Source organism: Mesorhizobium sp. NBSH29 (assembly GCF_015500055.1).
GTDB lineage: Bacteria > Pseudomonadota > Alphaproteobacteria > Rhizobiales > Rhizobiaceae > Neomesorhizobium.
The window spans coordinates 3,419,421-3,445,431 of sequence record NZ_CP045492.1 but is presented as its reverse complement, the minus strand read 5'-3'; the positions used below and the strand labels follow the sequence as shown (position 1 = coordinate 3,445,431).

24 protein-coding genes are annotated in these 26,011 nt (G+C 58.1%); 18 read left to right on the top strand and 6 right to left on the bottom strand.

The window, feature by feature from the left end:
- Positions 1-17: 17 nt before the first annotated feature.
- From GA830_RS17005 to GA830_RS16985, 5 genes are all read left to right on the top strand, one after another.
- Positions 18-1,667: an ABC transporter substrate-binding protein gene (locus tag GA830_RS17005; RefSeq protein WP_195162953.1), complete on the top strand. Its 1,650-nt coding sequence runs from the start codon at positions 18-20 to the stop codon at positions 1,665-1,667.
- A 104-nt stretch (positions 1,668-1,771) separates the two neighbouring features.
- The gene (locus GA830_RS17000) at positions 1,772-2,809 is read left to right on the top strand and encodes an ABC transporter permease (RefSeq protein ID WP_195162952.1); all 1,038 of its coding nucleotides are present in this window, start codon (positions 1,772-1,774) and stop codon (positions 2,807-2,809) included.
- A 12-nt stretch (positions 2,810-2,821) separates the two neighbouring features.
- Complete coding sequence (locus tag GA830_RS16995; RefSeq protein ID WP_195162951.1) at positions 2,822-3,979, top strand: ABC transporter permease; 1,158 nt, start codon at positions 2,822-2,824, stop codon at positions 3,977-3,979.
- Positions 3,980-3,995: 16 nt separating this feature from the next.
- Positions 3,996-6,140, top strand: coding sequence for a dipeptide ABC transporter ATP-binding protein (locus GA830_RS16990; RefSeq protein ID WP_195162950.1), 2,145 nt, complete (start codon positions 3,996-3,998; stop codon positions 6,138-6,140).
- 74 nt (positions 6,141-6,214) lie between these two features.
- A complete protein-coding gene (locus tag GA830_RS16985; RefSeq protein WP_195162949.1) occupies positions 6,215-6,697 on the top strand; it encodes a pyridoxamine 5'-phosphate oxidase family protein in 483 nt (160 codons plus the stop codon).
- A 1-nt stretch (position 6,698) separates the two neighbouring features.
- Here the strand turns inward: GA830_RS16985 and GA830_RS16980 are convergent, their stop codons facing one another.
- A complete protein-coding gene (locus tag GA830_RS16980) occupies positions 6,699-7,286 on the bottom strand; it encodes a transglycosylase SLT domain-containing protein (RefSeq protein WP_195165017.1) in 588 nt (195 codons plus the stop codon).
- 171 nt (positions 7,287-7,457) lie between these two features.
- On the opposite strand from GA830_RS16980, the gene GA830_RS16975 reads away from it, so the two are divergent.
- The 4 genes from GA830_RS16975 (at position 7,458) to GA830_RS16960 (ending at position 11,272) form a co-directional block, all read left to right on the top strand.
- Positions 7,458-8,114 carry a class I SAM-dependent methyltransferase gene (locus GA830_RS16975; RefSeq protein ID WP_195162948.1) on the top strand — a complete coding sequence of 219 codons (657 nt, stop codon included), beginning with the start codon at positions 7,458-7,460 and terminating at the stop codon, positions 8,112-8,114.
- A 63-nt stretch (positions 8,115-8,177) separates the two neighbouring features.
- A complete protein-coding gene (locus GA830_RS16970; RefSeq protein ID WP_195162947.1) occupies positions 8,178-9,530 on the top strand; it encodes an NAD(P)-dependent oxidoreductase in 1,353 nt (450 codons plus the stop codon).
- 48 nt (positions 9,531-9,578) lie between these two features.
- Complete coding sequence (gene preA, locus GA830_RS16965) at positions 9,579-10,892, top strand: NAD-dependent dihydropyrimidine dehydrogenase subunit PreA (RefSeq protein ID WP_195162946.1); 1,314 nt, start codon at positions 9,579-9,581, stop codon at positions 10,890-10,892.
- 113 nt (positions 10,893-11,005) lie between these two features.
- The gene (locus GA830_RS16960; protein ID WP_308460456.1) at positions 11,006-11,272 is read left to right on the top strand and encodes a hypothetical protein; all 267 of its coding nucleotides are present in this window, start codon (positions 11,006-11,008) and stop codon (positions 11,270-11,272) included.
- A gap of 101 nt (positions 11,273-11,373) precedes the next feature.
- On the opposite strand, the gene GA830_RS16955 is transcribed toward GA830_RS16960, so the two are convergent.
- Positions 11,374-12,006 (bottom strand): TetR family transcriptional regulator C-terminal domain-containing protein, encoded by a 633-nt coding sequence (locus GA830_RS16955; protein ID WP_374939283.1) that lies wholly within the window; start codon positions 12,004-12,006, stop codon positions 11,374-11,376.
- 232 nt (positions 12,007-12,238) lie between these two features.
- On the opposite strand from GA830_RS16955, the gene GA830_RS16950 reads away from it, so the two are divergent.
- The 9 genes from GA830_RS16950 to GA830_RS16910 all read left to right on the top strand — a co-directional run bounded on the left by GA830_RS16950 (position 12,239) and on the right by GA830_RS16910 (position 20,952).
- A complete protein-coding gene (locus GA830_RS16950) occupies positions 12,239-13,567 on the top strand; it encodes an aspartate aminotransferase family protein (protein ID WP_195162944.1) in 1,329 nt (442 codons plus the stop codon).
- Positions 13,568-13,570: 3 nt separating this feature from the next.
- Positions 13,571-13,861, top strand: a complete 291-nt coding sequence (locus GA830_RS16945; protein ID WP_195162943.1) for a cupin domain-containing protein — start codon at positions 13,571-13,573, stop codon at positions 13,859-13,861.
- A 2-nt stretch (positions 13,862-13,863) separates the two neighbouring features.
- A complete protein-coding gene (locus GA830_RS16940; RefSeq protein ID WP_195162942.1) occupies positions 13,864-15,114 on the top strand; it encodes a Zn-dependent hydrolase in 1,251 nt (416 codons plus the stop codon).
- A 60-nt stretch (positions 15,115-15,174) separates the two neighbouring features.
- Positions 15,175-16,626, top strand: a complete 1,452-nt coding sequence (hydA, locus tag GA830_RS16935) for a dihydropyrimidinase (RefSeq protein WP_195162941.1) — start codon at positions 15,175-15,177, stop codon at positions 16,624-16,626.
- A complete protein-coding gene (locus GA830_RS16930; protein WP_195162940.1) occupies positions 16,627-16,998 on the top strand; it encodes a hypothetical protein in 372 nt (123 codons plus the stop codon).
- Positions 16,989-17,771, top strand: coding sequence for an ABC transporter ATP-binding protein (locus GA830_RS16925; protein ID WP_195162939.1), 783 nt, complete (start codon positions 16,989-16,991; stop codon positions 17,769-17,771). The genes GA830_RS16930 and GA830_RS16925 overlap by 10 nt, the downstream gene beginning before the upstream one ends.
- 171 nt (positions 17,772-17,942) lie before the next feature.
- Positions 17,943-18,821: an ABC transporter permease gene (locus tag GA830_RS16920; protein ID WP_195162938.1), complete on the top strand. Its 879-nt coding sequence runs from the start codon at positions 17,943-17,945 to the stop codon at positions 18,819-18,821.
- Positions 18,821-19,951, top strand: a complete 1,131-nt coding sequence (locus GA830_RS16915; protein ID WP_374939326.1) for an ABC transporter permease — start codon at positions 18,821-18,823, stop codon at positions 19,949-19,951. The genes GA830_RS16920 and GA830_RS16915 overlap by 1 nt, the downstream gene beginning before the upstream one ends.
- A gap of 29 nt (positions 19,952-19,980) precedes the next feature.
- Positions 19,981-20,952, top strand: coding sequence for an ABC transporter substrate-binding protein (locus GA830_RS16910; RefSeq protein WP_195165015.1), 972 nt, complete (start codon positions 19,981-19,983; stop codon positions 20,950-20,952).
- 55 nt (positions 20,953-21,007) lie between these two features.
- On the opposite strand, the gene paaZ is transcribed toward GA830_RS16910, so the two are convergent.
- Genes paaZ through paaI form a run of 4 tightly spaced genes read right to left on the bottom strand, consistent with a single transcriptional unit; the run spans position 21,008 to position 26,005 of the window.
- On the bottom strand, positions 21,008-23,038 hold the full coding sequence (gene paaZ / locus GA830_RS16905; protein ID WP_195162937.1) for a phenylacetic acid degradation bifunctional protein PaaZ: 2,031 nt from the start codon (positions 23,036-23,038) through the stop codon (positions 21,008-21,010).
- On the bottom strand, positions 23,035-24,252 hold the full coding sequence (locus GA830_RS16900) for a cytochrome P450 (RefSeq protein ID WP_195162936.1): 1,218 nt from the start codon (positions 24,250-24,252) through the stop codon (positions 23,035-23,037). The genes paaZ and GA830_RS16900 overlap by 4 nt, the downstream gene beginning before the upstream one ends.
- The gene (gene paaK / locus GA830_RS16895) at positions 24,249-25,562 is read right to left on the bottom strand and encodes a phenylacetate--CoA ligase PaaK (protein ID WP_195162935.1); all 1,314 of its coding nucleotides are present in this window, start codon (positions 25,560-25,562) and stop codon (positions 24,249-24,251) included. The genes GA830_RS16900 and paaK overlap by 4 nt, the downstream gene beginning before the upstream one ends.
- Positions 25,559-26,005, bottom strand: coding sequence for a hydroxyphenylacetyl-CoA thioesterase PaaI (paaI, locus tag GA830_RS16890; protein WP_195162934.1), 447 nt, complete (start codon positions 26,003-26,005; stop codon positions 25,559-25,561). The genes paaK and paaI overlap by 4 nt, the downstream gene beginning before the upstream one ends.
- Positions 26,006-26,011 lie beyond the last annotated feature (6 nt).

The window sequence follows — 26,011 nt, the reverse complement described above, 5'->3', positions numbered from 1 at the left end:
ATAATGGGAGTTACACCATGAACTTATTCAAGAGTAACGGGGATCGAGTCCCCGATCATATTTTGCGCATGGCTGAAGACGCCAAAGCGGGTGGCGTGGATCGCCGCGAGTTTCTTGCAATGGCCTCGGTGTTCGGCGCCTCGACAGCTATGGCTTACGGTATGCTCGGTCTTGCCGCGCCGACTGAAGCGCTGGCACAGGAGCCCAAGAAGGGCGGCGTGCTGAAAGTAGCGATGTTTATCAAGGATCCGAAAGATCCGCGCACCGCTGACTGGTCCGAGATCGCCAATGCAGAACGCCAGACGCTGGAGCCGCTGGTTAAGTACACTAAAGATTACACGTTCAAGCCCTATCTGCTCGAGAGCTGGGACGTAAACGACGACGCCACCGAATACACGCTGCATTTGCGTCCGGGCGTTACCTGGACGAACGGCGATGCCTTCACCGCTGACGATGTGATCTTCAACTTCACCCGCTGGTGTGACAAGAGCGCGGAAGGCAATTCAATGCCAGGCCGTATGGGCACGTTGGTTGATGAGGCTACCGGCAAGCTGAAGGAAGGCGCAATCACCAAGGTCGATGATATGACCGTCAAGCTAACGCTCACCAAGTCGGACATCGCGTTGATCCCGAACCTTTGCGATTATCCGGCATTGGTCGTGCACCGCTCGTTCGACGAGACTGGTGCGAACTTCGTGAAAAACCCGATCGGCACCGGACCCTTCGAGTTGGTTTCCTATGATGTCGGCCAGAAGGTCGTTTACAAACGCCGTACTGACGGCAAATGGTGGGATGGCGAGGCCTATCTCGATGGCGTCGAGTTCATCGATTATGGCACCGATCCATCAGCCATGGTTTCGGCGTTCGAATCCGGCGAAGTGCACACCAACCACGAGACCTCGGCGGACTATGTGTCGATCCTTGAAGGTGTTGGCGCCACGACGTCAGAAGTTGTCACAGCTTCAACCATCGTTGCCCGTACCAATGTTGCCAACAAACCATACGAAGACCAGAAGGTGCGCAACGCGCTGCAGCTTGCGGTGGACAACTCGGTGGTTCTGCAACTCGGCTACGGCAATGCCGGTACGACAGCTGAAAACCATCACGTCTGCCCTATTCATCCCGAATATGCAGAGCTGCCGAAGATTGCTCGTGATCCGGAGAAGGCCAAGGCGCTGATGGCAGAAGCCGGTCAAGCCGATTTCGAGCATGAACTCATCACAGTCGATGAGGATTGGCACAAGAACACCGGCGATGCCATCGCAGCGCAGTTGCGCGACGCAGGAATCAAGGTGAAGCGTACAGTATTGCCGGGCTCCACGTTCTGGAATGACTGGACGAAATATCCCTACTCGATGACCAACTGGAACATGCGTCCCCTCGGCATCCAGGTTCTCGCCATTGCATATCGTACCGGCGAAGCGTGGAATGAGGCAGCGTATTCCAATCCAGACTTCGATGCCAAGGTGGGCGAAGCGCTTTCGATATCCGATCCTGAAAAGCGCAAAACCCTGATGGCCGACATCGAGAAGATGCTTCAGGATTCAGGCATCCTGATCCAGCCTTACTGGCGCAAGCTCTACAACAGCTCGATGCCTTCCGTGAAAAACCACGGGATGCACCCGACATTCGAGCATGATTACGGAAAAGTCTGGCTCGACGCCTGATCTCATCGGCATCGGCGGGAGGGGCGTTTAGCCCCTTCCGCATTGATACGGGTTGCCGGGATTAGCTCCCGGACGCTACCCCAACCCGCATGGCAGGGGGCGCAATGCTAGCTTTCATTACCCGACGACTGGGGACCATGGCGTTGACCATGCTGTGCCTAACGATGGTCGTGTTCTTCATGATCAACCTTGAGCCCAATCTCAAGAAGCTGGCGATCAGCCAGCTCGACATGCGCAGTCCGGCCGAGCAAATCGAAAGCTGGCTGGTCAAGAATGGCTATCGACAGAATTTCTTTGTGCGCTACGGCCAGTGGCTTGGTGTCGTGCAAAAACAGCCGAATGTGGACCCTGCCACCGGTGCTTTAGTGCAGCGGTTCAGCTTTTGTGATGAACCGGCAAAACCTTATTATGGCGGCATCCTGCAGGGGGATTTCGGATGTTCGACCAAGTTCAAGACCAAGGTTGGGCACAAGCTATTTCCGGCGCTCAGCGCGACCGGGATTTTGATGTTTTGGGTAATGATCACTATGGTGCCGATCTCTCTCCTGATCGGCATCCTGGCCGGAATGCGAGAGGGTTCGCGAACCGACCGCGTACTCTCGGTCGCATCCATCACCACTACCGCGACGCCCGAATATGTTTCAGGCATCATTTTCACCGTAATATTTGCCACATGGCTTGGATGGCTCAATGGTTCAGCGGCAAGCGCCACCAGCCAAGGGATCAGCTTCTCCAACTTTACGCTGCCGGTAATGACCATGGCCGTCTACGGCATCGGCTACATCGCACGTATGACGCGCGCCTCGATGGTGGAGGTGATGACGCAGCAATATATTCGCACCGCACGGTTAAAGGGGCTGAATTTCGGCAGTGTTGTCGTCAAGCACGCTTTGCGAAACGCGCTCATCGCGCCGTTCACCGTCATCATGCTGCAGTTTCCATGGCTGCTTACAGGTGTGGTGATTGTCGAGACGATGTTCCGATATCAGGGCTTCGGCTACACGCTGGTGGAAGCGGCCGGAAACAACGACATCGACCTGTTGCTCGGATGCTCGTTGGTTTCGGTTTTCGTGGTGCTTTCCACCCAGCTCATTTCAGACGTAGGATATGCGTATCTCAATCCGCGCATCAGGGTTCAGTAGGGGGAATACCGGATGCAACTCGAATTTGTCGGGCCGTTTCAGATTTTCCTGGGCGTGCTTATCCGGTTCTGGCCGGTGTGGATCTGTCTTGCCATCGTTCTCGGTGCGAGCGTTACCTACAAGAAGAAGCTTGGGCTCTACGGGCAACTGTTCGACAGCGGGGTCGGTATCGCGGGTGTGACCCTTTGCCTGTTCTGGCTTTTCACCGCGATCTTTGCCGGAACTATCTCGCCTTTTAATCCGCTCGGTCAGATAGCAATCATGAAGGACGCTTTGCCCGGGGCCGTCGAGCCGGGCTCGCAACAGCTCTATCTTTTTGGCGGCGACAAACTCTCTCGCGACGTGTTCAGCCGCATGGTGTTTGGCTCTAAGATTGTGCTGATCATTGCGCCGGCGGCAACCGCTTTTGCGCTGATGGTAGGCATTACGCTTGGGCTTCCAGCCGGCTATTACGGCGGGCGTATCGACAGTTTTCTGTCTTTTCTTGCAAATCTGGTTCTGGCGTTCCCGGTAATCCTGCTGTTCTACCTGCTGGTGACGCCGGGCATCATGGATACGCCAATTCCCTACACTTTGGCGGGGATTTTCTTCCTATTTCCAATCATCTTTTTTTCAGCGCTCTTCTTCACACGTTACAAAAACAGACCTAACCGGCTTTACCCGCTTCTGGGGACCACTCTTCTGATCGGTGGCTGGGTGTATGCCGGGCTGGTTTTCAATGCCGATCCGCTCGGCTTTATCGCCATTACGCCCAATCAGCTCAACATTTTTGTGGCGGTGGTGTTTGCTTCAAGCCCGGGTGTGTTCCGGATCGTGCGCGGGCTGGTGATGGATATCAAGACGAGGGATTATGTAGCGGCAGCGCAGACCCGTGGGGAAACGCCCTGGTATATAATGCTGTGGGAGATCCTTCCCAATGCGCGCGGCCCGCTTATTGTGGATGCCTGTTTGCGCATTGGCTACACTACCATCCTGCTTGGCACTCTCGGCTATTTTGGTCTCGGGCTTGCGCCTGAAAGCCCGGACTGGGGGACCGCCATCAAGGATGCCAGCCGTCTGCTGCGCTCCTTCATCCATCCAGCGCTGCCACCGACAGTGGCACTCATGTCGTTTGTGCTCGGCCTCAATCTTCTGGCTGATGCGCTGCGCGAACAGTCTATGAAAGACTAAAACCAAAGGCGATCTGATGAACGAAGCCGTGAAAGCCACGCACATCGAAGCCGGCGCACAACCCATTCTGGAGATTGAGAACCTCTCGATTTCCTTCTTCACGCGCAAGGGCGAGATCCCCGCAGTGATGGATTTTTCCTGTTCGGTAATGCCGGGCGAGGCGATGGGAATTGTGGGTGAGTCCGGCTGCGGTAAGTCAACGGTGTCGCTCGGGATCATGCGAGATCTCTCCAATGTCGGTAAGATCGTCGGCGGGCGCATCAAGTTCCAGGGCAAGGACATGGGTGACCTGTCTGAAGAGGAACTGCGCGCCATCCGTGGCAACAAGATTGCAATGATCTATCAGGAACCGATGGCCAGCCTGAACCCGGCGCTGAAGATCGGCCAACAACTGATGGAAGTGCCGCTGATCCACGAGAAAGTTTCCAAGGAGGAAGCCTACAAACGCTCGCTGGAGATGGTACGCTCGGTACGGCTGCCAGACCCTGAACGGATGATGCGGTCCTATCCGCACCAGCTTTCCGGTGGTCAGCAACAGCGGATCGTCATTGCAATGGCGTTGCTTTCGAAGCCTGCCTTGCTGCTGCTCGATGAGCCGACAACGGCGCTAGACGTGACAGTTGAAGCCGGTATCGTCGAACTCGTGAAGGGGCTTGGCAAAGAGTTCGGTACTTCGATGATTTTCGTGTCGCACAATCTCGGGTTGATACTCGAGACATGCGACCGCATCACTGTGATGTATTCCGGCGAGGCGGTCGAGACGGGTTCGGTCAAGGACGTATTCGATCGGATGCGCCACCCCTATACGCAGGGATTGTTCCGTTCCATCCCGTTGCCGGGTGCTGACAAGAACTCGCGGCCCCTGATTTCTATACCAGGGCAATTGCCTCTGCCACATGAGCGGCCAAAGGGTTGCAATTTCGGGCCACGCTGCCAGCACTTTGTTGCCGGCTTGTGTGACGCGGGCGAGATACCGATGATCCCGGTTCCGGGCCATGAAAATCACCAGAGCCGTTGTGTACGCTTTGAGGAGATTGATTGGGAAGCGCTGCCACCAGGAGCGACGGAAAGGAAGGCGCCGCTCAAGCCTGGCAAAACTGTGCTGAAGGTCGACGATCTGCGCAAATATTACAAGGTTTCGGCAAACGAGATTTTTGGCGGTCGCGAAGGGCGCGTGGTTAAAGCCAACGAGACCATCAGTTTTGAGGCGCGCGAGTCCGAGACGGTTGCCATTGTGGGAGAATCCGGCTGCGGGAAATCGACGTTGGCCAAGGTGTTGCTCGGACTGGAGACCGCATCATCCGGGCAGGTGACACTGGATGGGTCTGAAATCCAGTCTACAGCCATCGAAAACCGCGATGTGAACACAGTTTCGTCGATCCAGATGGTTTTCCAAAACCCATTCGACACGCTGAACCCCAGCCACTCGGTCGGCTCGCAGATTATTCGCACGCTGGAAAAATTCAAGGTTGGGAACTCGGTGGCCGAGCGGCAGCAGAAGATGCTGGAATTGCTTGATCTAGTGAAGCTGCCGCGGGCGTTTGCGACACGCAAACCGCGCCAGCTTTCGGGTGGTCAGAAACAACGCATCGGCGTGGCTCGCGCGTTCGCCGGGCATGCCAAGGTAGTGGTGGCCGACGAACCGGTCTCTGCGCTTGATGTCTCAGTTCAGGCGGCGGTGACCGAACTGCTGATGGATATCCAGCGCGAATCCAAGATGACGATGCTGTTCATCAGCCATGACCTTTCGATCGTGCGCTATATCGCGGACCGGGTGGTGGTGATGTATCTGGGCTATATTGTCGAACAGGGGACGACCGACCAAATTTTTGCACCGCCCTATCATCCCTATACCGAGGCGCTGCTTTCTGCGATCCCGATTGCGGACACGAGTGTGATCAAGAAGCATATCGTGCTGGAAGGTGATATTCCGTCAGCCATGAACCCGCCCAGCGGGTGCCCCTTCCAGACCCGCTGTCGGTGGAAGAAGTTTGTGCCCGACAATCTGTGCGAGACACAGGTTCCACCGCTGAAGGAGCTTGGCGGCGGCCACCAGAGCCTGTGCTGGCTCAGCGACGAGCAATTGGCTGCTATGGAGCCGGTGATCTCGTTTGCCGATCCCAAAGGTGGATCGGATCTGGTGCCGGAGGACGCTCGCTAGTCGCGATTCATGGAACCCTTTTGATCGCCGATGGTTGCCTTCTTTCAGCAATCTGGATGCAGAAGGAAAAGCCCGTGAGCAATGATGACCGCGACAGACTTTACGAGATAATCGACGATGTTAGCATCGCGATGCTTACCACCCTCGAGAAAGATGGTTCGCTGCACACGCGGCCGATGGCAAACCAGAAAGCCGACAAGCACGGCGCGATCTGGTTCTTCACTGAGAAGAACGGAACGGTCGCCAAGAATGTTGAGAACAACGCGAAACTCAGCCTTGGCTATGCTGGCAGCGGCGCTTACGCAGTAGTGGCCGGCAAAGGGCGCATGGTCGAAGACAAGGCGATGATCGAGCGGCTGTGGAGCGAAGCGGTTTTAGCCTGGTTCCCGGAAGGCAAGGATGACCCCAATCTGGCTTTGTTGCGCGTTGACCCGGATCTCGGCGAGTATTGGTCATTCCCTTCTGCACCGGTTAGCCGCGTGGTTGGGTATGTGAAGGCAAAACTCACCGGGGAAAAGGCCGACGATATGGGCGTCAACAAGAGCATGTCGCTCTAAATCACTTGCGCCCGCAACTTTGCATCTGGGTTTGATAATTCCGGGCCATCTCATCGGTGGCGCGGGCATATTTCTTCAGGCTTGCAGGCCAGCTGCGCTTGAAGCCGCCCCATCCCAGATAATAGGCTCCGTAAAGGCGATAGGTATCGGTGGCGGCGACGCCGTGATTGCGCACTGTCTTGGCGTGGTACCAGCCAACAAAGTCAACCGCGTCGGCGAAATTGGTGCGGCGGGCGGCAAAACTGCCAGTCTCGCGTTGATATTGCGACCAGGTACCGTTTAGCGCCTGCGAATAGCCAAGAGCTGTCGACTGGTGTTTCCAGGGGATGAAGCCAAGAAGTTTCGTGCGCGGGGGCCGGGCGTTGGACTTGAACCCCGATTCCTTGCGCACCGTTGCCATGAGAACATGGACTGGAATTCCATGTTTTCGTTCGGCACGCTTGGCAGCGCTGTACCAATTGTTGAGAAAGCCATCCCGCTGGTCAAAAACGGAGCAGACATTGTTTATGCGGCTCGGTGGCGTGGCGCACGCGGCCAAACCGAGCAGAAGGGAAATTGTTAAAACTCGACTAAAAACTGAACTGAACATTCCTGCGATATAGCGGCTAAGAGTCAAAAGACTCTTTCTCTCGCTGTTAATCTCTGTGGCGCAATTGTGCACATTGAGATGATACCGTGGGTCGCGCAGAGCGGTGACCTGCTATCGATGGAAGTCACCTTGTGATACAGAATCCGATATTTCTGGCAGGCCGCTGAATTGATGACACATTTCGCAGCTGACGCTCATCCGTTCATCCGGGCCAATCTTACTCTGACGCCGATCCGCGGCGTACCGGAGGTGTCGATTTACACCGCGCATCCGGGCAGCGGGCTGGCACGGCTGGGTGGTGATGCCGCGCCGTATTGGGCTTACCCTTGGGCAGGGGGCGCAGCACTTGCTCGCCATGTTCTGGACAACCCAAAGGGTGTTGAGCGCAGGCGCGTGCTTGATCTTGGGGCGGGATCTGGGATGGTGGGTATCGCGGCAATGAAAGCCGGGGCGCATTCAGTTCTGGCAGCTGAGATCGATCCACTGGGACGTGCAGCCCTTGGCCTCAATGCCGCGGCCAATGGCGTTACCGTATCGGTAGCTGAACATGATGTGCTTGAGGGACCACTGCCCGATGTCCATACCGTGCTGGGCGGTGATGTCTTTTACAGTCGCGCGGTTGCAGGTCGTGTGTCGCGGTTTTTGGAACTGTGCGTGGACAGCGGTATCACGGTTCTGGTCGGCGATCCCGGGCGCGCACCGCTGCCGCTCAAGCGCCTTGTTCCACTGGCGGAATATGCTGTTCCCGATTTTGGCGATGGTGCCTCTGCACCCTTGCGAAAGGGTACAGTTTTCGGCTGGACGGCACAGCGGACCCGCAAAATTTGACCGATTGATAAAAAATTCAGCTGTGCTAGCGTTGGTTAAAATGAAAGCAATGGGGGATTTTGGATGGCCGAAGGTCAGTTCAAGCAAGGTATAGCGGAAGCGCGCCTTCCTGCGGCGCAATATGCACAAAATTTCTCCGACCTGCACCCGCCGCTTGATGCGCATGAGGCGCTGGTGGAAAGCGACCGCTGCTATTTTTGCTACGATGCGCCCTGCATGCAAGCCTGTCCGACATCCATCGACATACCACTGTTCATCCGTCAGATTTCAACGGGCAATCCGATTGGTTCGGCCAAAACGATTTTTGACCAGAACATTCTGGGCGGCATGTGCGCCCGGGTCTGCCCCACCGAGACGCTGTGCGAGGAAGTATGCGTTCGCGAGATAGCCGAGGGCAAGCCGGTGCAGATCGGCCGTCTGCAGCGCTATTCAACCGATATTGCAATGGTGCAGCACAAACAGTTTTACGACCGTGCGGCGGAGACCGGCAAAAAGGTTGCGGTGGTGGGTGCGGGGCCGGCAGGACTTGCAGCAGCACATAGACTGGCGCGTTACGGGCACGCTGTGACGGTCTTTGAGGCGCGTGAAAAGTCCGGTGGACTGAACGAATATGGAATCGCGGCCTATAAGGCGACTGACGCGTTTGCGCAGGCGGAAGTGGACTATGTCACTGCCATCGGCGGGATCGCCATCGTCAACAACAAGGCGCTTGGGCGCGACTATCAGTTGTCGGAACTGACGACATCCTATCACGCGGTGTTTCTAGGCATGGGCCTGTCTGGCGTGAACGCGCTGCGGGCCGAAGGCGAGGATGCGGTCGGCGTGGACAATGCGGTCGGATTCATTGCCGAACTGCGCCAGGCAGACGATCTGTCGCAATTGCCGATAGGGCGGCGTGTGGTCGTCATTGGCGGCGGCATGACTGCCATCGATGCCGGCGTTCAGGCAAAGCTTCTGGGCGCGGAAGAAGTTACGATCTGCTATCGGCGGGGCAAGGAAGCGATGAATGCCTCCTGCTTCGAGCAGTACCTGGCCGCAGCAAAAGGTGTCAGCATCCGTCATTGGCTACAGCCGAGGCGGGTGATCGTTGAGGGTGGTCGAGCAGCCGGAATTGAGCTCGAATATACCGCTGAGACGGAAGGCAGGTTGGCCGGCACCGGCGAAACGCTAACGATTGCTGCCGACCAGATATTCAGGGCCATTGGCCAGAACTTTGAGCCTGCGGCACTCGACGGCAGCGGGGCTTTGGTCGCGATGGAGGGCGGACGTATCCGCGTTGATGGCGAAGGAAAAACGTCTCTGGCTAACGTGTGGGCCGGCGGCGACTGTATTTTCGGCGGCGATGATCTGACCGTGTCAGCCGTCGCGCAGGGGCGGGATGCTGCCGAGAGCATGCATCGAACTCTGGTTGGATAAGGCTGCGGCACGAACCCATAAATTGTCACGCGCCTAGGAGAACGACCCATGGCAGACATTCGCAACGATTTCGTTGGCATCAAATCGCCGAACCCATTCTGGCTTGCTTCGGCGCCGCCGACGGACAAGGCCTATAACGTCGTCAGGGCCTTCAAGGCCGGCTGGGGCGGTGTCGTTTGGAAGACGCTTGGCGAGGAGGGTCCGCCGGTAGTCAACGTCAACGGCCCGCGCTATGGTGCAATCTGGGGCGCAGACCGGCGGCTTCTCGGGCTCAACAATATCGAGCTGATCACCGACCGCGACCTCTACCAAAACCTCGTCGAAATCAAACAGGTGAAGAAGGACTGGCCTGACCGGGCCATTGTCGTTTCGCTGATGGTGCCCTGCGAGGAACAGGCGTGGAAGGCTATTTTGCCTTTGGTTGAAGAAACGGCCGCCGATGGCATTGAGCTCAATTTCGGCTGTCCGCACGGCATGAGCGAACGCGGTATGGGCGCTGCCGTTGGCCAGGTGCCCGAATACATCGAGATGGTGGTGCGCTGGTGTAAGGCCAATACCCGCATGCCGGTGATCACCAAGCTGACGCCGAACATTGCTGATATCCGCAAACCCGCGAGGGCAGCGATGTCGGGGGGCACGGATGCCGTCTCCCTGATCAACACAATCAACTCGATCACTGCTGTCAATCTGGATACCTTCTCGCCCGAACCGTCGATCGACGGCAAGGGAAGCCATGGCGGCTATTGCGGTCCCGCGGTGAAGCCTATCGCGCTCAATATGGTGGCCGAGATAGCGCGCGATCCTGAAACACGTGGCCTGCCGATCTCAGGCATTGGTGGCATTACCACTTGGCGGGATGCGGCTGAATTTATGGCGCTCGGCGCTGGCAATGTTCAGGTGTGCACCGCAGCCATGACCTATGGCTTCAAGATCGTCGAGGAGATGATCGAGGGGCTGAAGAATTGGATGGACGCCAAGGGTCATGGCACGCTTGCCGATGTGGTAGGCCGCGCGACGCCCAATGTTACGGACTGGCAGTATCTCAACCTCAATTACATCGCCAAGGCCCAAATCGACCAGGATCTGTGCATCAAATGCGGGCGCTGCCACATTGCATGTGAGGATACCTCGCATCAGGCGATTACCAGCATGGTCGATGGAAAGCGCCATTTCGAGGTGATCGAGGCGGAATGCGTTGGCTGCAATCTCTGCGTGAATGTGTGCCCGGTGGAAAACTGCATCACCATGGAGCCGCTGGCAGCCGGAGCGATGGATGAGCGGACCGGCCAAACAGTGTCGCCCGTCTACGCCAACTGGACGCAGCACCCCAACAATCCAATGGCGCGGCCGGCTGCAGAATAGGCTTCCTGGATGATTACATTCTGCTTGCGCTGGGTCACCGCGCGGGCAGGCGCGTTTTGCTTGCTCGCCAAGATTGCGAGGAAATAGACCGCCCCGATCAAGCGGAGGAAACCATGATGGAAAAAGTACAGGGTATTGGCGGATTTTTCTTCCGCTCCACTCGTCCATCTGGGCTGGCCAAATGGTATTTTGATCATCTCGGCGTCGACCCCGTCCCCGCAGATTACTGCATGAAGGTGTGGGAGCAGGAGGCGGGACCGACCGTGTTTGCACCATTCCCCGATAACAGCAATTATTTCGGCAATGCCACGCAGCAATGGATGATCAATTTTCGCGTGGGCAATCTTGATGCGATAGTCACCCAAGCTGCGATCCGCTGAAATTACGGTGGAGGTGGATGCGTAGATCTATCCCAACGGGCGGTTTGCAAGATTGGCCGATCCCGTGGGCAACCCGGTGCAATTGTGGGAACCGGCCTATGCTACCTTGGCATCAAACCGTTCATGAACAGGCTTTCCAGAAAGCGGGCGGCATCCTCGAAGCGACCATCGCTTCCGCGGTCGGGGCCGAGGACGGCGCGGACCTGGGTGTCGAAATCGGCGTAGTGCTGGGTGGTTGCCCATATCGAGAAGATCAGATGATGGGGATCGGTTTGGGTGATTTTCCCTGTGCGCATCCAGCCGCGGATGATCGACGCTTTTTCGTCGACCAGAGTTTTCAGTTCGCCCTCGATCAAGGGCATAATGCGCGGAGCGCCTTGCAGAATCTCGTTGGCAAACAGGCGGCTTTCGCGCGGGTAGTCGCGCGCCATCTCGAGTTTGCGGCGGATGTAGCTGCGTAGCTCGGTCATGGGATCTCCCACATCGTCGAGTTCACGCAACGGCGCAAGCCAAGTGTCAAGAAGGCGTTGCATCAGCGCCTCATGGATGTCTTCTTTGCGGCGAAAATAGTAGAGGAGATTGGGCTTGGACATGCCTGCCGCATCGGCAATCTGGTCGATGGTGGCACCCCGGAACCCGTTTGCAGAAAAGATTTCCAGCGCCGCTTCAAGTATGATGTAGCGCTTTTCGCTCTGGATACGGGTGCGGGGTCGCGCAGGAGTGTCCATGTTCATCGCCACCCGTTGAATTTACTGGGAGAGGCCTTGATCTGGACCAATTGTCTGGACCAGTTTTTGTTCGCCTGTGGAAGGCGCTTTTCATGCGTCATTTCCCCTACAATTCCCTTGACCGTCCAACTGGCGGTGTTAACGTTTGTCCAACCGGTCAAAAATTTGCGTAGCACGATTGTGCGCCAAAGACCAAGCGTTGGCCGCACCATAAAAAGATGCAAGGGGAAGCTTGGTTATGTCAAACAGATTGAAAGTTACGCCAAACGATCTATCCGCTTTCTGGATGCCGTTTACTGCAAACCGGCAATTCAAAAAGTCGCCGCGTATGTTCGTGGCCGCCAAGGATATGCATTATACGACGACGGATGGGCGGAAGGTGCTCGACGGCACAGCCGGCCTCTGGTGTGTCAATGCGGGGCATTGCAGACCAAAAATCACCGAGGCAATCCACGCCCAAGCTTCCGAGCTCGATTACGCCCCGGCGTTCCAGATGGGGCACCCGATTGCGTTCGAATTTGCCAACCGGCTGGTCGACATGGCACCCGACGGGTTTGACCATGTGGTTTTCACCAACTCTGGTTCGGAATCCGTCGATACTGCACTCAAGATCGCACTCGCCTTTCAGCGCGTACGCGGCGAGGGTTCGCGCTTCCGGTTGATCGGACGCGAGCGCGGTTATCACGGCGTGAATTTCGGCGGTATTTCTGTGGGCGGCATTGTTTCGAACCGTAAGATGTTTGGCACGCTTTTGACCGGTGTCGATCATATGCCGCATACGCACGATATCGCCAAGAATGCTTTTACCCGCGGCGAGCCCGAGCTTGGCGGCGACCTGGCGACAGAGCTGGAGCGCATCGTCACGCTGCATGATGCTTCAACTATTGCGGCTGTTATTGTGGAGCCGGTCGCCGGTTCCACTGGTGTTCTGATTCCGCCAAAGGGCTATCTGACGAAGCTGCGTGAGATATGCACGAAGCATGGCATATTGCTTATTTTTGACGAGGTGATAACAGGTTTTGGCCGGTTGGGAACGCCGTTTGCAGCCGATTACTTTGGCGTAACGCCAGATATCATGGTGACTGCGAAAGGGGTCACGAACGGTGTCATTCCCATGGGCGCGGTTTTTGTTAAGAAAGAAATTCACGACGCCTTCATGACCGGGCCTGAGCACCTGATCGAGTTCATGCATGGATATACGTATTCCGGAAATCCGATCGCCTGCGCTGCCGGTATCGCCACGCTTGATACCTACAAGGAAGAGGGGCTTTTGACCCGCGGCGCAGAGCTTTCACCTTATTGGGAAGATGCGCTGCATTCGTTGAAGGGAGAGCCACATGTCATCGATGTCCGCAACATTGGTCTTGTCGGTGCGATCGAGCTTGAGCCGGTTGCCGGCGAGCCGACGAAAAGGGCGTTTTCTGCGTTTGTAAAAGCGTTCGATCGCGGCGCATTGATACGGACGACAGGTGATATTATTGCGCTGTCGCCGCCGCTGATCATCTCCAAGGGGCAGATCGACGAACTGATCGACCATGTGCGCGCCGTGCTTCGGGCGGTGGATTGATCAATGGCCCGGCCGCAAGCATCGGGCGAGGTGATGATCGATGATGCCAGGGTTCGGGTGACGCGATGGGACTTTGAGCCTGGTGCGGAAACCGGCTGGCATCGGCATGGCATGGACTATGTGGTGATGACGGTGACACCCTGCGCCTTCTTGCTCGAGGAGCCGGGAGGGGCAAGCCGGAAGGTGGAGCTTGAAGCCGGCATCGCATATCGACGCGAGACAGGCGTAGAACATAATGTCGTCAATGGCGGGTTGGCGCCGATGGCGTTCATCGAAGTTGAACTGAAGGAATGAGCATGGCAGCACCCGGGGAAAATCTGCGCATCAATGCCGACCGGCTATGGGACAGCCTGATGGAAATGGCGCAGATCGGCCCCGGAGTTGCCGGCGGCAACAATCGCCAGACGCTGACCGATGTTGATAGCGAGGGCCGGCACCTGTTCAAGCGATGGTGCGAGGAGGCGGGGCTGGCAATGGGCGTTGACCAGATGGGCACCATGTTTGCCCGGCGTGAGGGAAGCGATCCTGAGGCACTACCGGTCTATGTCGGTTCGCATCTCGATACGCAGCCGACGGGCGGAAAATATGATGGCGTGCTTGGCGTTCTGGGCGGGCTGGAAATTATTCGTTCGCTCAACGATCTCGATATCAAAACCAAACATCCGATCGTGGTGACCAACTGGACGAATGAAGAAGGGACGCGCTTTGCGCCGGCGATGCTGGCGTCGGGCGTTTTTGCCGGCGTTCACGAACAGGAGTGGGCCTATCAGCGCAAGGATGCCGCAGGCAAAACCTTCGGCGAGGAACTTGAGCGTATCGGGTGGAAGGGCGAGGAGCAGGTCGGCTCGCGCAAGATGCACGCCTTCTTTGAGCTGCATATCGAACAGGGGCCCATACTCGAGGATGAGTGTATCGATATCGGCGTGGTCACCCACGGCCAAGGGCTGAAATGGCTGGAGGTAACGCTGACCGGCAAGGAGAGCCACACAGGTTCGACCCCGATGCCTAAGCGCCGCAATGCAGGGCTTGGTATGGCCCGGGTCATCGAGCTCGTCCACGAGATTGCGATGGATTACCAGCCGGAAGCGGTAGGCGCGGTCGGCCATATGGAAGCCCATCCGAACTCCCGCAACATCATCGCCGGACGCACAGTATTCACCGTCGACATCCGCTCGCCCAACAAGGCGGTGCTGGATGAGATGGACGAGCGTATTCGTGCCGGTATCGAGACTGTGTGTGAGGCGCTCGATATTTCGTTCGGTATCGAACTGGTCGGACATTTTGATCCGGTCACGTTCGATGAGGGCTGCGTCAGAGCGGTGCGCGAGGCAGCTGAGCGGCTTGGTTATTCGCATCGCGACATCGTCTCAGGGGCAGGCCACGACGCGTGCTGGATAAACCGCGTGGCGCCAACCGCCATGGTGATGTGCCCTTGCATCGACGGCCTCTCGCACAATGAGGCGGAAGAAATTTTCAAGGATTGGGCGGCTGCAGGTGCAGACGTCCTGTTTCACGCGGTGGTGGAAACGGCAGGGATCGTGGATTAGCCAAACATCATTGCCAAACGACGCTCGTCAGAAGCGCGAAGAGCAGAGGGAACTGGATATATGTCAAAAGTCATCAAGAACGGGACAGTCGTCACTGCCGACCGTACGTGGAAGGCCGATGTTCTGATCGAAGGCGGCAAAGTTTTGGCCATCGGCCAAGACCTTGTGGGCGACGAAGCGTTTGATGCGATCGGCTGCTACGTGATGCCAGGCGGGATCGACCCTCACACGCATCTGGAAATGCCGTTCATGGGCACGTATTCGGCCGATGATTTTGAAAGCGGTACGCGCGCCGCCCTTTCTGGCGGCACCACGATGGTGGTGGATTTCTGCTTGCCGGCCCCGCAGCAATCCCTGCTGGAAGCGCTGACGATGTGGGACAACAAGACTTCCAAGGCGGCCTGTGACTATTCGTTCCACATGGCGATCACCTGGTGGAATGAACAGGTGTTCAACGAGATGGCCGAGGTGGTTGACCGCGGCATCACCTCGTTCAAGCATTTCATGGCCTACAAAGGCGCGTTAATGGTGGATGACGACGAGATGTATTCGTCATTCCAGCGCTGCGCGGAGCTTGGTGCTCTGCCGCTGGTGCATGCCGAGAACGGTGACGTGGTAGCGCAGTTGTCGCAAAAGCTGCTCGCGGCCGGAAACAATGGACCCGAGGCGCATGCCTATTCCCGTCCTCCCGAAGTGGAGGGCGAGGCCACTAACCGCGCTATCATGATCGCCGATATGGCGGGCTCCCCACTTTATGTTGTGCACACGTCCTGCGAGCAGGCGCACGAGGCTATCCGCCGAGCGCGGCAAAAGGGCATGCGTGTCTATGGCGAGCCGCTGGTACAGCATCTGGTTCTCGATGAGACGGAATATTTCAACACCGATTGGGATCACGCAGCACGACGGGTGATGAGCCCGCCTTTCCGCAACAAGCAGCATCAAGATTCCCTGTGGGCGGGGTTGCAGGCCGGATCTCTCCAGGTGGTGGCGACGGATCATTGCGCCTTTACCACCAAGCAGAAACGCAATGGTGTCGGCGACTTTACCAAGATCCCCAACGGCACCGGTGGCCTCGAGGACCGGATGCCGGTGCTTTGGACGTATGGCGTGAACACGGGACGGCTGACCATGAATGAGTTCGTTGCCGTGACGTCGACCAACATTGCCAAGATACTCAACATGTACCCGCAAAAGGGCGCGATCGTGGAAGGAGCCGACGCCGATATCGTGGTGTGGGATCCGAAGCGGAAAAAGAAGATTACTGCAAAGGGCCAGCAATCAGCGATCGACTACAATGTTTTCGAAGGTATCGAGGTGATGGGCGTGCCGCGCTTCGTCTTCACACGGGGCGAACTGGCCGTGCGGGACGGTGATGTTCAGGCGACGCCCGGACACGGAAAATTCGTGGCGCGCGAGCCGAACGGGGTTATCAATCAGGCGCTTTCAACCTGGAAGGAAATCACCGCGCCGCGCCGGATCGAGCGTAGCGGCATTCCGGCAAGCGGGGTTTGAGTGGACTTTCGGATTGCGCTCTCGCTTGTCGCCTCTCTTGCCTTGCCCGCGAGTGCGCAACCGCTGATGCTCGACGGCGTTTGGGGCAACGAAGCAGGCTGCGTGTTCGCGAGAGGGGGCAACAGAAGCGACGACAGCCGTGTGGTGCTGAAGGCCGGCGGTTTCGAGACCTATGCGACGCTGTGCGAGTGGGTACAGGTTGCGAACGCACCAGACGGAACGCAGGTTGTAACCGGACTATGTGCCCACGAGGGTGAGGATTTTCGAACAGCGGACGTCTATATCGTCGAGCGCGACGTGGCTGACCCGTCAACGGTCAGAATTCGAAGCCGAAGCGGCGAACTTTTGGGCGAGGTCCACAAATGTCCGTGACGGTCGTACAAGCGAGCAAGCTAGGCCTGACGTTTGAGACCGGAGACGGCCCGGTTCAGGCGCTATCGGATGTCGACCTCATCATTGGCAAAGGCGAGTTCGTGTCCTTCATTGGTCCTTCAGGTTGTGGCAAGACAACGTTTTTGCGCGTCATCGCCGATCTTGAGCAGCCGACGAGCGGGACGATCTCGGTCAATGGGTTGACGCCGCAGGAGGCGCGCGAAAATCGCGCCTATGGCTATGTGTTCCAGGCGGCGGCGCTGTTTCCGTGGCGCACGATCGAACGCAATGTCGGGTTGCCGCTCGAGATCATGGGGTTGTCAAAGGCTGAGCAGCGCGAGAGGGTGCAGCGCACGCTCGAACTGGTCAATCTTTCGGGTTTCGAGAAAAAATATCCGTGGCAGCTTTCCGGCGGCATGCAGCAGCGGGCCTCGATTGCGCGGGCGCTGGCGTTTGATGCCGATCTTCTGTTGATGGACGAGCCGTTCGGCGCACTCGATGAGATCGTGCGCGACCATCTCAATGAGCAGTTGCTCGAACTGTGGAAGCGGACCGGCAAGACGGTCTGCTTTGTCACCCATTCGATCCCCGAGGCGGTTTATCTGTCGACCCGCATCGTGGTGATGTCGCCGCGGCCGGGCCGGGTCACCGATGTGATCGAATCCACGCTGCCGCGCGAACGCCCGCTCGATATCCGCGAGAGCCCGGAATTCCTCGCCATCGCAGCACGGGTGCGCGAGGGCCTACGGGCAGGACAAAGCTATGAGGATTGAGGTGTTTCATCCTCCTCTTCCTCGCCCCCGTGAAGCGAGGGAGAGGTGGCCCGCGAAGCGGATCGGAGGGGGGGCTGGCACGGGCGTTTTTGAGAGGATTACCCCGTTCAGCTTCGCTGCGCTCGGCACATCTCCCCGTCTTGCCGGGCGAGGAAAGAACGGGTGTGCGGGATGATTTCGCTGCGCGACACGCTGATTCCTGTTGCTACGATCCTCGCCGCGCTGGTCGTCGTCTGGTATGCAGCCTCGGTCTGGATGAATGCGCCTTTTCAGCGGGATCTCGACAGACGCTCCGGCGAGACACCGGGTTTTTCGGAGTTCATCGGCAAGACGCTGTCGCAGCCCAAACCGACTTTACCGGCACCGCATCAGGTGGGGCAAAATTTCTTTGAGAACACGGTGCTGCGCAAGGTGACCAGCCAACGCAGCCTTGTCTATCACGGTTGGGTGACGCTTTCGACGACGCTGCTCGGCTTTGCCATGGGGACTGCGCTCGGCATCGCGCTTGCGGTGGGCATTGTCCATATCAGCGCGCTCGATCGCAGCCTGATGCCTTGGATTATTGTTTCGCAGACCATTCCGATCATCGCGCTGGCGCCGATGGTGATCCTGATTTTTGGACCGCTCAACACACCCGCGATTGTCACCAAGGCGATCATCTCGACCTATCTGGCATTCTTCCCGGTGGCGGTGGGCATGGTGAAGGGCTTGCGCTCGCCCGAGCTCACGCATCTTGATCTCATGCACACCTATCATGCCAGCCAGTACCAGACTTTTTGGAAGCTGAGGGTGCCCGCATCGCTGCCATTTCTGTTTGCCTCCATGAAAGTGGCGGTGGCGGCGAGTCTGGTGGGCGCCATCGTGGCCGAACTGCCGACCGGGGCGGTAGCGGGGATAGGTGCAAAGCTGTTAATCAGCTCGTACCATTCGCAGTCGATTGAAATCTGGGCCGCGCTCGTTGCCGGGTCGATCGTGGCTCTGGTGCTGGTCGGGCTTGTGGGTGCGGTAGGAGCGCTGGCGACGCGTTATCTAGGAGGGCGTCCCGTATGATGGCGATGTTCCGGTGCGTTTCCTGGCAGGCTGCGATTGCACTGGTGCTGGCAGTGCTCGCTGCGACGATGCTGCCGCTCTCGATCGGCGCGGGGTTCGGGGCCGGGCGGACCGGCGCAGTGTTGGCTTTGACGATCCTGGCAGCGCTGGTTTCCGCTCTTGCATCGCAACGAATGACACAGATCATCGCTTTGCTTGCTGGTGCGCATGGCGTGGCCTGGTTGCTCCTCTCAAGCATTTCCGGCCATGAGGGTAGTGCGTCCTTTGGCTATTTCGCGCTGCTCATGGCGGCCTGGCTGCTGGCCTGGCGCATGGTTGTGCTGCTGAGCGCTGTCAGGCCTGCTTCAACAATTGCAACGCTACTGGTGCGCCTCGCCATCCCGCTTGCTTTCGGCGTCTGGATTTTGATCCTGTGGGAGGGATTGGTGCGCGGGCTCGGGGTCTCGCAGATCATTTTGCCGGCTCCGAGCGCCATTGGCATGCGTATGGGTGATGCTGCGCCGGTGCTGGCGGCGGATATGTACCAGACCATCGTGAAGTCGGCGCTGACGGGCTATGTGCTCGGCTGCTCGGCTGGTTTTCTGGTCGCAATCCTTGCCGACCGATTTTCGTTTTTCAGGCGCGGCATGTTGCCGATAGGTTCGATGATGTCGGCGTTGCCCATCGTGGGCGTGGCGCCGATCATGGTGACATGGTTCGGGCCTGATTGGCCGTCCAAGGCCGGCGTCGTGGTGGTAATGACGTTTTTTCCAATGCTGGTGAACACGGTCTCCGGCCTCGCCGCTTCGAGCGCTATGGAACGGGACCTCATGCGCACCTATGCTTCGGGCTACGGGCAGACGTTGCTAAAGCTCAGGTTGCCAGCAGCAGCGCCCTTCATCTTCAATGCACTTAAGATAAACTCCACGCTGGCACTTATCGGGGCCATCGTGGCCGAGTTTTTCACCACACCGGTGGTGGGTATGGGCTTTCGTATCTCCACAGAAATCGGCCTGCTCAGGGTCGACATGGCGTGGGCTGAAATTGCCGTTGCGGCAGTTGCCGGTTCGGTCTTGTATGGTGTCATCGCGCTCATCGAGCGAGGTGTCACATTCTGGCATCCGTCCGTCCGTGGTGGAGGGACGCAATGACGAAGACAACAAAAAGGGGAATGACAATGATGAAGGCACTTACACTCTCACTGCTTGCCGGCGCGATGACACTCGCGGCTGGGCAGGCCATGGCTGCAGAAAAGGTGACATTGCAGCTCAAGTGGGTCACGCAGGCGCAGTTTGCCGGCTATTACGTGGCCAAGGACAAGGGATTTTACGAGGAGGAGGGGCTCGATGTGGAAATCAAGCCGGGCGGACCCGACATCGCGCCAGAACAGGTGATCGCCGGCGGCGGTGCAGACGTAATCGTTGACTGGATGGGCGGAGCATTGGCGGCGCGCGAAAAGGGTGTAAGCCTCGTCAATATCGCACAGCCCTTTAAGAAGGCTGGGATGGAATTGGTCTGCCCAAAAGACGGGCCTGTGAAAACCGAAGCCGACTTTAAGGGCAAGACACTCGGCGTCTGGTTCTTCGGCAATGAGTATCCGTTCTATGCCTGGATGAACAAGCTTGGCATGTCTACCGATGGAGGCGCAGATGGCGTGACCGTTCTGAAGCAGAGCTTTGATGTTCAGCCGCTGATCCAGAAGCAGGCCGATTGCATATCGGTCATGACCTACAATGAATATTGGCAGTTGATCGATGCCGGCTTCAAAGCTGAAGACCTGACCGTGTTCAACTATTCGGAGATGGGCAACGACCTTCTCGAGGACGGCATTTACGCCATGGAAGACAAGCTCAAGGACCCGGCCTACGAAGAAAAGATGGTCAAGTTCGTGCGCGCTTCGATGAAGGGCTGGAAATATGCCGTCGACAATTCGGATGAGGCGGCCGGCATTGTCATGGACAATGGCGGCCAGGACGAGAACCACCAGAAGCGCATGATGGGCGAAGTGGCCAAGCTGATTGACAACGCCGATGGCAAACTGGTGGAAGCCGCTTATGAGCGGACCGCCAAGGCGCTGCTTGACCAAAAGATCATCACCAAGGCACCCACAGGTGCCTGGACGTCATCGATCACCGACAAGGCTGTGCAGTAGTCAGCACACATAGCATCAACAGGGCGCTCTCTCCGGTCGGAAAGAGCGCCCTTCCTTATAGTGCGTTCATCGTCAGCAGCTCATAGCCCGCGACTTGTTCGCCGTCCTGATTGTCGATGCGGACCTGCCAGCGCACTTCGCCATAGTCTTCATTGCGCGGGGTTTTGGCCATCGCGGTCAGTTCCACACAGATGCTGTCACCCGGCGAGACGGGTTTCATGAAGCGCAATCCATCAAGGCCGGAATTGGCAAGCACCGGACCGGGTGCCGGATCGACGAACAGGCCGGCGGCAAAGGCGATGAGCAGATAGCCATGGGCGACGCGGCCGGGGAAGAACGGGTTGGCGCGGGCTGCTTCCTCGTCCATATGCGCGTAGAACGTATCGCCGGTGAAGTTGGCGAAATGCGCGATGTCTTCCAGGGTGATCTGGCGCGAGGCGGTTTTGAGCGTGTGGCCGATTTCCAGTTCTGAAAAGCTTAAACGGAATGGGTGGCGGGCTTCAGTGCTTGTCTTGGCACCGGCCACATAGCGGCCAGTTACGCCGGCAATAATGTCTGGGCTGCCTTGAATGGCGGTGCGCTGCATATAGTGCAGCACGCCGCGAATGCCGCCCATTTCTTCGCCGCCACCGGCGCGGCCGGGGCCGCCATGGATCATGTGCGGCAGGGGCGAGCCGTGGCCGGTTGCTTCCTTGCCGGTGTCGCGGTTGGCGAAATAGAGGCGGCCATGCCATGCGCCGGCTTCAAGCACCGCCTGGCGGGCGACTTTGGGATCATGCGTGAAAATGGAGGCAACCAACGAGCCTTCGCCGCGATTGGCAAGGGCGAGCGCATGGTCGAGATCGCGGTAGCCCATGACGGTCGAGACAGGGCCAAAGGCTTCGACCGAGTGCACGTCATCTGCGCCATCAGGCTCGGCGCAATCAAACAGCATGGGCGGTACGAAAGCGCCAAGCGTGGCATCGGCATTGTTGAGCGCAAAATTTTGCGGATCACCAAAGACGCGGCGCGCCTGTCGGCCAATGATCTCAGCCTTCTCAAGCACATCGCGGCGCTGGGCCTGACTGGCGAGCGCGCCCATGCGGGTCGCCTCGTTGCGCGGGTCGCCAATGGTGGTTTTTTCCAGCCGTGCAATGAGCGCATCAATAACCGCCTGCTTGTGGGCATCCGGTACGATGATGCGCCGGATGGCGGTGCATTTCTGCCCGGCCTTGGCGGTGATTTCGCGGTGAACTTCACGCAGGAAAATATCAAATTCGGGCGTATCAGGTGCCGCATCGGGGCCAAGGATCGTGGCGTTGAGCGAATCCTGCTCGGCAATGAAACGGACCGAGTTTTCTGCAATGCGCGGATTGGCCCGCAGCATGGCGGCGGTTGTGGCAGAGCCGGTAAAGGAAACGATGTCTTGCGCGGTTAGCCGCTCCAGAAGATCGCCGGTCGGGCCGGCGATGAACTGCACAGAACCCTGCGGCAACAAGCCGGATTCCACGATCATGCGGAAGCAGGCCTGCGCGACCCAGGCGGTTGAAGAGGCCGGTTTGATGATGGCGGGCACACCGGCCAGAAAGGCGGGTGCCAGCTTTTCCAACATGCCCCAGACGGGAAAGTTGAACGCGTTGATGTGGATGGCTACCCCGCGCAGCGAGGTGGCGACATGCTGGCCGACAAAACTGCCGCTGCGCGACAATTGTTCGAGCGCGCCTTCGGTCAACAAAACATCATCGGGCAGTTCGCGCCTGCCTTTTGAGGCGTAGACGAACAGGGTGGCGATGCCGCCATCAATGTCGATCATCGCATCAGATTTGGTGGTGCCGGTATCATAGGAGAGTTCGTAAAGCGGCTCGCGGCGCTCATTGAGATAGGTCGCCAATGCTTTCAGTATGCGGGCACGGTCGTGGAAAGTGAGTGCGCGCAGAGCGCTGCCGCCAACGTTTCTGGCATGGTCTGACATTGCCGAAAAATCGAGACCCGATGACCCGATGCGGGCAATAGCCTCGCCGGTGACAGCGCTTTTAAGCTCGGAAATCGTGCCGGCGGGCGCAACCCATTTTCCGGCGGCAAAACTATCGAGAGTAATGAGGCTCATGGGGCAACCTTTGCCGGCAGGGCAGAAAAACCGCGAAAGCGCACGCGGCCTGTGCGCTGCGGGCTGCCAATGATGGTGAAATTTGGGAAACGTTCTAAAAAGCGGGAGACGGCAATGCGGCCTTCCATGCGCGCAAGCGAAAAGCCGACACAGAGATGCGGGCCGCCGGCAAAGGCCAGATGCTTGTTGGGTTTGCGCGACAGGTCGAGCGTATCAGGGTTGGTGAACTGGCGCCGATCGCGGTTGGCAGCTCCGATGCACAGATGAATGCGCGTGCCGGCCTTGATTGTCTGCCCATCAAATTCAGCGTCTTCAACTGCCATGCGGTTGCCCAGCTGGTTGGGGCTCTGGAAACGCAGAAACTCATCAACAGCACTGTCGATAAGGGCCGGGTTCTGTATCAGTCGTGCTTTTTCATCCGGCCACTCGGCCAACTCATAGATCGCATTGCCAATCAGGTTTGTGGTTGTCTCATGGCCGGCATTGAGGATGAAGATGCAGTTTTGCAGAAGCTCCGTCTCGGTGAGCAGCTCGCCATCATTGCCATTGATCAGGCGCGTCAGAACATCCGTCTGCGGATCGCCGGGATTGGCTTTGCGCTTGGCGGCAAGTTCACCCAGATAGGCCTTGAAGGCGATGACGGCATCATTGCCCTTTTGCAATTGTTCAGGGGTCAGAACCGGTTCCAGCGCGCCCAAAATGGCCAGCGACCAGTCGCGCAAGGGGCCGCGCTCCTCATGCGGCATGTCAAACAGATTGCCAATGATTTCGATCGGTATGGCGGAGGCGAAATCCTCGACCAGATCGACATCGCCCTTGGCAGCCAGATTGTCGAGCAGATGATCCACCAGCGTGACCAGACCCGGCTCCATCGCCGCCAAAGCGCGCGGTGTCATGGCACCGACCATGATTTTGCGCACGCGGGTGTGCAGCGGTGGATCATTAAAAACGAGGCTGGTCGTATGGTGTTCATAGAGCGGGCTTTTGCCGAATTTCGGAAGAAACTCGACCGTCTTGTCAGATGAGAAGCCCTTTGTGTCACGGTAGACACGGTCGAGATCTGCAAAGCGCGACAGCATCACCGAGCCATCGCTAAAGCGCTTGATGGGCGCATGCTCCAGAAGCGCGTGATAGACTGGAAAAGGGTCTTGCGCGAAATCCGGCGACAGGGCCGTAATCTCGAAATCGCGGGCGCGTTGAACGGGGTCTGTCATACTGTCCTCGGGCGATTGTCGATAATGCGCTGGGCCTTGCCCTGGCTGCGCGCCACCTGGTCTGGTTCGGTCACATCCACCACGACGGTGACACCAACCACATCCTTGATACGCTCGCACAGAGCGCGGCCACACATAGCGCGGGCATCAGCACTGGCATGGGCAGCATCTGCCTCGACATGAACGGTCATGCAATCCATGCGGCCCTCGCGCCATAGCTCGATCTGGAAATGCGGGGCGAGGCCTTTGACGGCCAGTATCTGTTCCTCGATCTGGGTCGGGAAGACATTGACCCCGCGCAGGATCATCATATCATCCGAGCGGCCGGTGATCTTTTCCATGCGGCGCATGGAACGTGCGGTGCCGGGCAAAAGGCGCGTCAGATCGCGGGTGCGGTAGCGGATAATGGGCAGTGCTTCCTTGGTCAGCGAGGTGAAAACCAGTTCGCCCATTTGACCATCGGCCACCGGTTCGCCGCTGATCGGGTCGATGATTTCGGGATAGAAATGGTCTTCCCAAATGTGCAGGCCATCCTTGGTTTCCACGCACTCATTGGCGACACCTGGCCCCATGACTTCCGAGAGGCCGTAAATATCGACCGCGTGCATGTCGAACGCCTGTTCGATTTCGGCGCGCATGGCGTTGGTCCACGGCTCTGCGCCAAAAATGCCAAGCTGAAGTGGGCTTTCGCGCGGGTCGCGGCCCTGTGCGCGGTATTCATCCAGAATGGAAAGCATGTAAGAAGGCGTGACCATGATGGTGCTTGCGCCAAAATCCTCAATCAGCGTGACCTGCCGCGTTGTCATGCCGCCAGATGCCGGCACGACTGTGCAGCCTAGCCGCTCCGCCCCATAATGCGCGCCAAGCCCGCCGGTGAAGAGGCCGTAGCCATAGGCGATGTGGACGATATCGCCGGGCCTTGTGCCGGCCGCACGCATGGAGCGCGCCATGCAATCGGCCCATGTGTCGAGATCGCTCTGCGTATAGCCGACGACCGTGGGTTTGCCGGTGGTGCCGGACGAGGCATGAACGCGCAGGACTTTTTCGCGCGGAACAGCAAACATGCCGAAGGGATAATTGTCGCGCAAATCCGTTTTGACGGTGAAGGGAAAGCGGCGCAAATCTGCCAGAGATTTCAAATCATCGGGGTGCACGCCTGCCGCATCAAAGCTTTTGCGGTAATGCGGCACATTTTCATAGGCGTGATTGAGCGACCATTTCATGCGTTGCAATTGCAAAGCTGCAATCTCGTCACGCGAGGCAATTTCGATCGGGTCAAGGTCTTGGGCGCGCGGCGTCAGATCCTTCATACGGTTCCTCCCTGTGCAGCATCTTCAAAATGCACGCCCTTGATGATGCGTGATGCGCCGCGAAACTCCGCAATTTTGCGGCCCTCCTGATCGCGTATTGTCACGTCGTAAAGTCCCGAGCGCCCACTGCGCGAGATCTCGGATGCGGTTGCTCTCAACAGGTCGCCAAGCTTGGCGGGCGCCAGATAAGTAATCGTATTGTGCTGCGCTACCGCGCATTGATTGTAGGAATTGCAGGCAAAGGCAAAAGCAGAATCGGCCAGCGTGAAGATAAACCCGCCATGGCATATGCCGTGGCCATTGGTGTGGTGGGGCGCTACCGTCATGGACATTCTGGCCGTGCCGGGGCCAACAGCATCCAGCACCGCGCCCAGCCATTTGGTGGCGGCATCCTTCTCCCACATCGCCTTCGCGCTTTGTTGCGCGATCTCCTCCGGCGTCATGTTTTA

Bases quoted from the DNA above. Each gene is read 5' to 3' on its own strand.
- GA830_RS17005 (WP_195162953.1), top strand. From the start codon at position 18: ATGAACTTATTCAAGAGTAACGGGGATCGAGTCCCCGATCATATTTTG.
- GA830_RS17000 (WP_195162952.1), top strand. From the start codon at position 1,772: ATGCTAGCTTTCATTACCCGACGACTGGGGACCATGGCGTTGACCATG.
- GA830_RS16995 (WP_195162951.1), top strand. From the start codon at position 2,822: ATGCAACTCGAATTTGTCGGGCCGTTTCAGATTTTCCTGGGCGTGCTT.
- GA830_RS16990 (WP_195162950.1), top strand. From the start codon at position 3,996: ATGAACGAAGCCGTGAAAGCCACGCACATCGAAGCCGGCGCACAACCC.
- GA830_RS16980 (WP_195165017.1), bottom strand. From the start codon at position 7,286: ATGTTCAGTTCAGTTTTTAGTCGAGTTTTAACAATTTCCCTTCTGCTC.
- GA830_RS16975 (WP_195162948.1), top strand. From the start codon at position 7,458: ATGACACATTTCGCAGCTGACGCTCATCCGTTCATCCGGGCCAATCTT.
- GA830_RS16970 (WP_195162947.1), top strand. From the start codon at position 8,178: ATGGCCGAAGGTCAGTTCAAGCAAGGTATAGCGGAAGCGCGCCTTCCT.
- preA (WP_195162946.1), top strand. From the start codon at position 9,579: ATGGCAGACATTCGCAACGATTTCGTTGGCATCAAATCGCCGAACCCA.
- GA830_RS16960 (WP_308460456.1), top strand. From the start codon at position 11,006: ATGATGGAAAAAGTACAGGGTATTGGCGGATTTTTCTTCCGCTCCACT.
- GA830_RS16955 (WP_374939283.1), bottom strand. From the start codon at position 12,006: ATGAACATGGACACTCCTGCGCGACCCCGCACCCGTATCCAGAGCGAA.
- GA830_RS16950 (WP_195162944.1), top strand. From the start codon at position 12,239: ATGTCAAACAGATTGAAAGTTACGCCAAACGATCTATCCGCTTTCTGG.
- GA830_RS16945 (WP_195162943.1), top strand. From the start codon at position 13,571: ATGGCCCGGCCGCAAGCATCGGGCGAGGTGATGATCGATGATGCCAGG.
- GA830_RS16940 (WP_195162942.1), top strand. From the start codon at position 13,864: ATGGCAGCACCCGGGGAAAATCTGCGCATCAATGCCGACCGGCTATGG.
- hydA (WP_195162941.1), top strand. From the start codon at position 15,175: ATGTCAAAAGTCATCAAGAACGGGACAGTCGTCACTGCCGACCGTACG.
- GA830_RS16925 (WP_195162939.1), top strand. From the start codon at position 16,989: ATGTCCGTGACGGTCGTACAAGCGAGCAAGCTAGGCCTGACGTTTGAG.
- GA830_RS16920 (WP_195162938.1), top strand. From the start codon at position 17,943: ATGATTTCGCTGCGCGACACGCTGATTCCTGTTGCTACGATCCTCGCC.
- GA830_RS16915 (WP_374939326.1), top strand. From the start codon at position 18,821: ATGGCGATGTTCCGGTGCGTTTCCTGGCAGGCTGCGATTGCACTGGTG.
- GA830_RS16910 (WP_195165015.1), top strand. From the start codon at position 19,981: ATGAAGGCACTTACACTCTCACTGCTTGCCGGCGCGATGACACTCGCG.
- paaZ (WP_195162937.1), bottom strand. From the start codon at position 23,038: ATGAGCCTCATTACTCTCGATAGTTTTGCCGCCGGAAAATGGGTTGCG.
- GA830_RS16900 (WP_195162936.1), bottom strand. From the start codon at position 24,252: ATGACAGACCCCGTTCAACGCGCCCGCGATTTCGAGATTACGGCCCTG.
- paaK (WP_195162935.1), bottom strand. From the start codon at position 25,562: ATGAAGGATCTGACGCCGCGCGCCCAAGACCTTGACCCGATCGAAATT.
- paaI (WP_195162934.1), bottom strand. From the start codon at position 26,005: ATGACGCCGGAGGAGATCGCGCAACAAAGCGCGAAGGCGATGTGGGAG.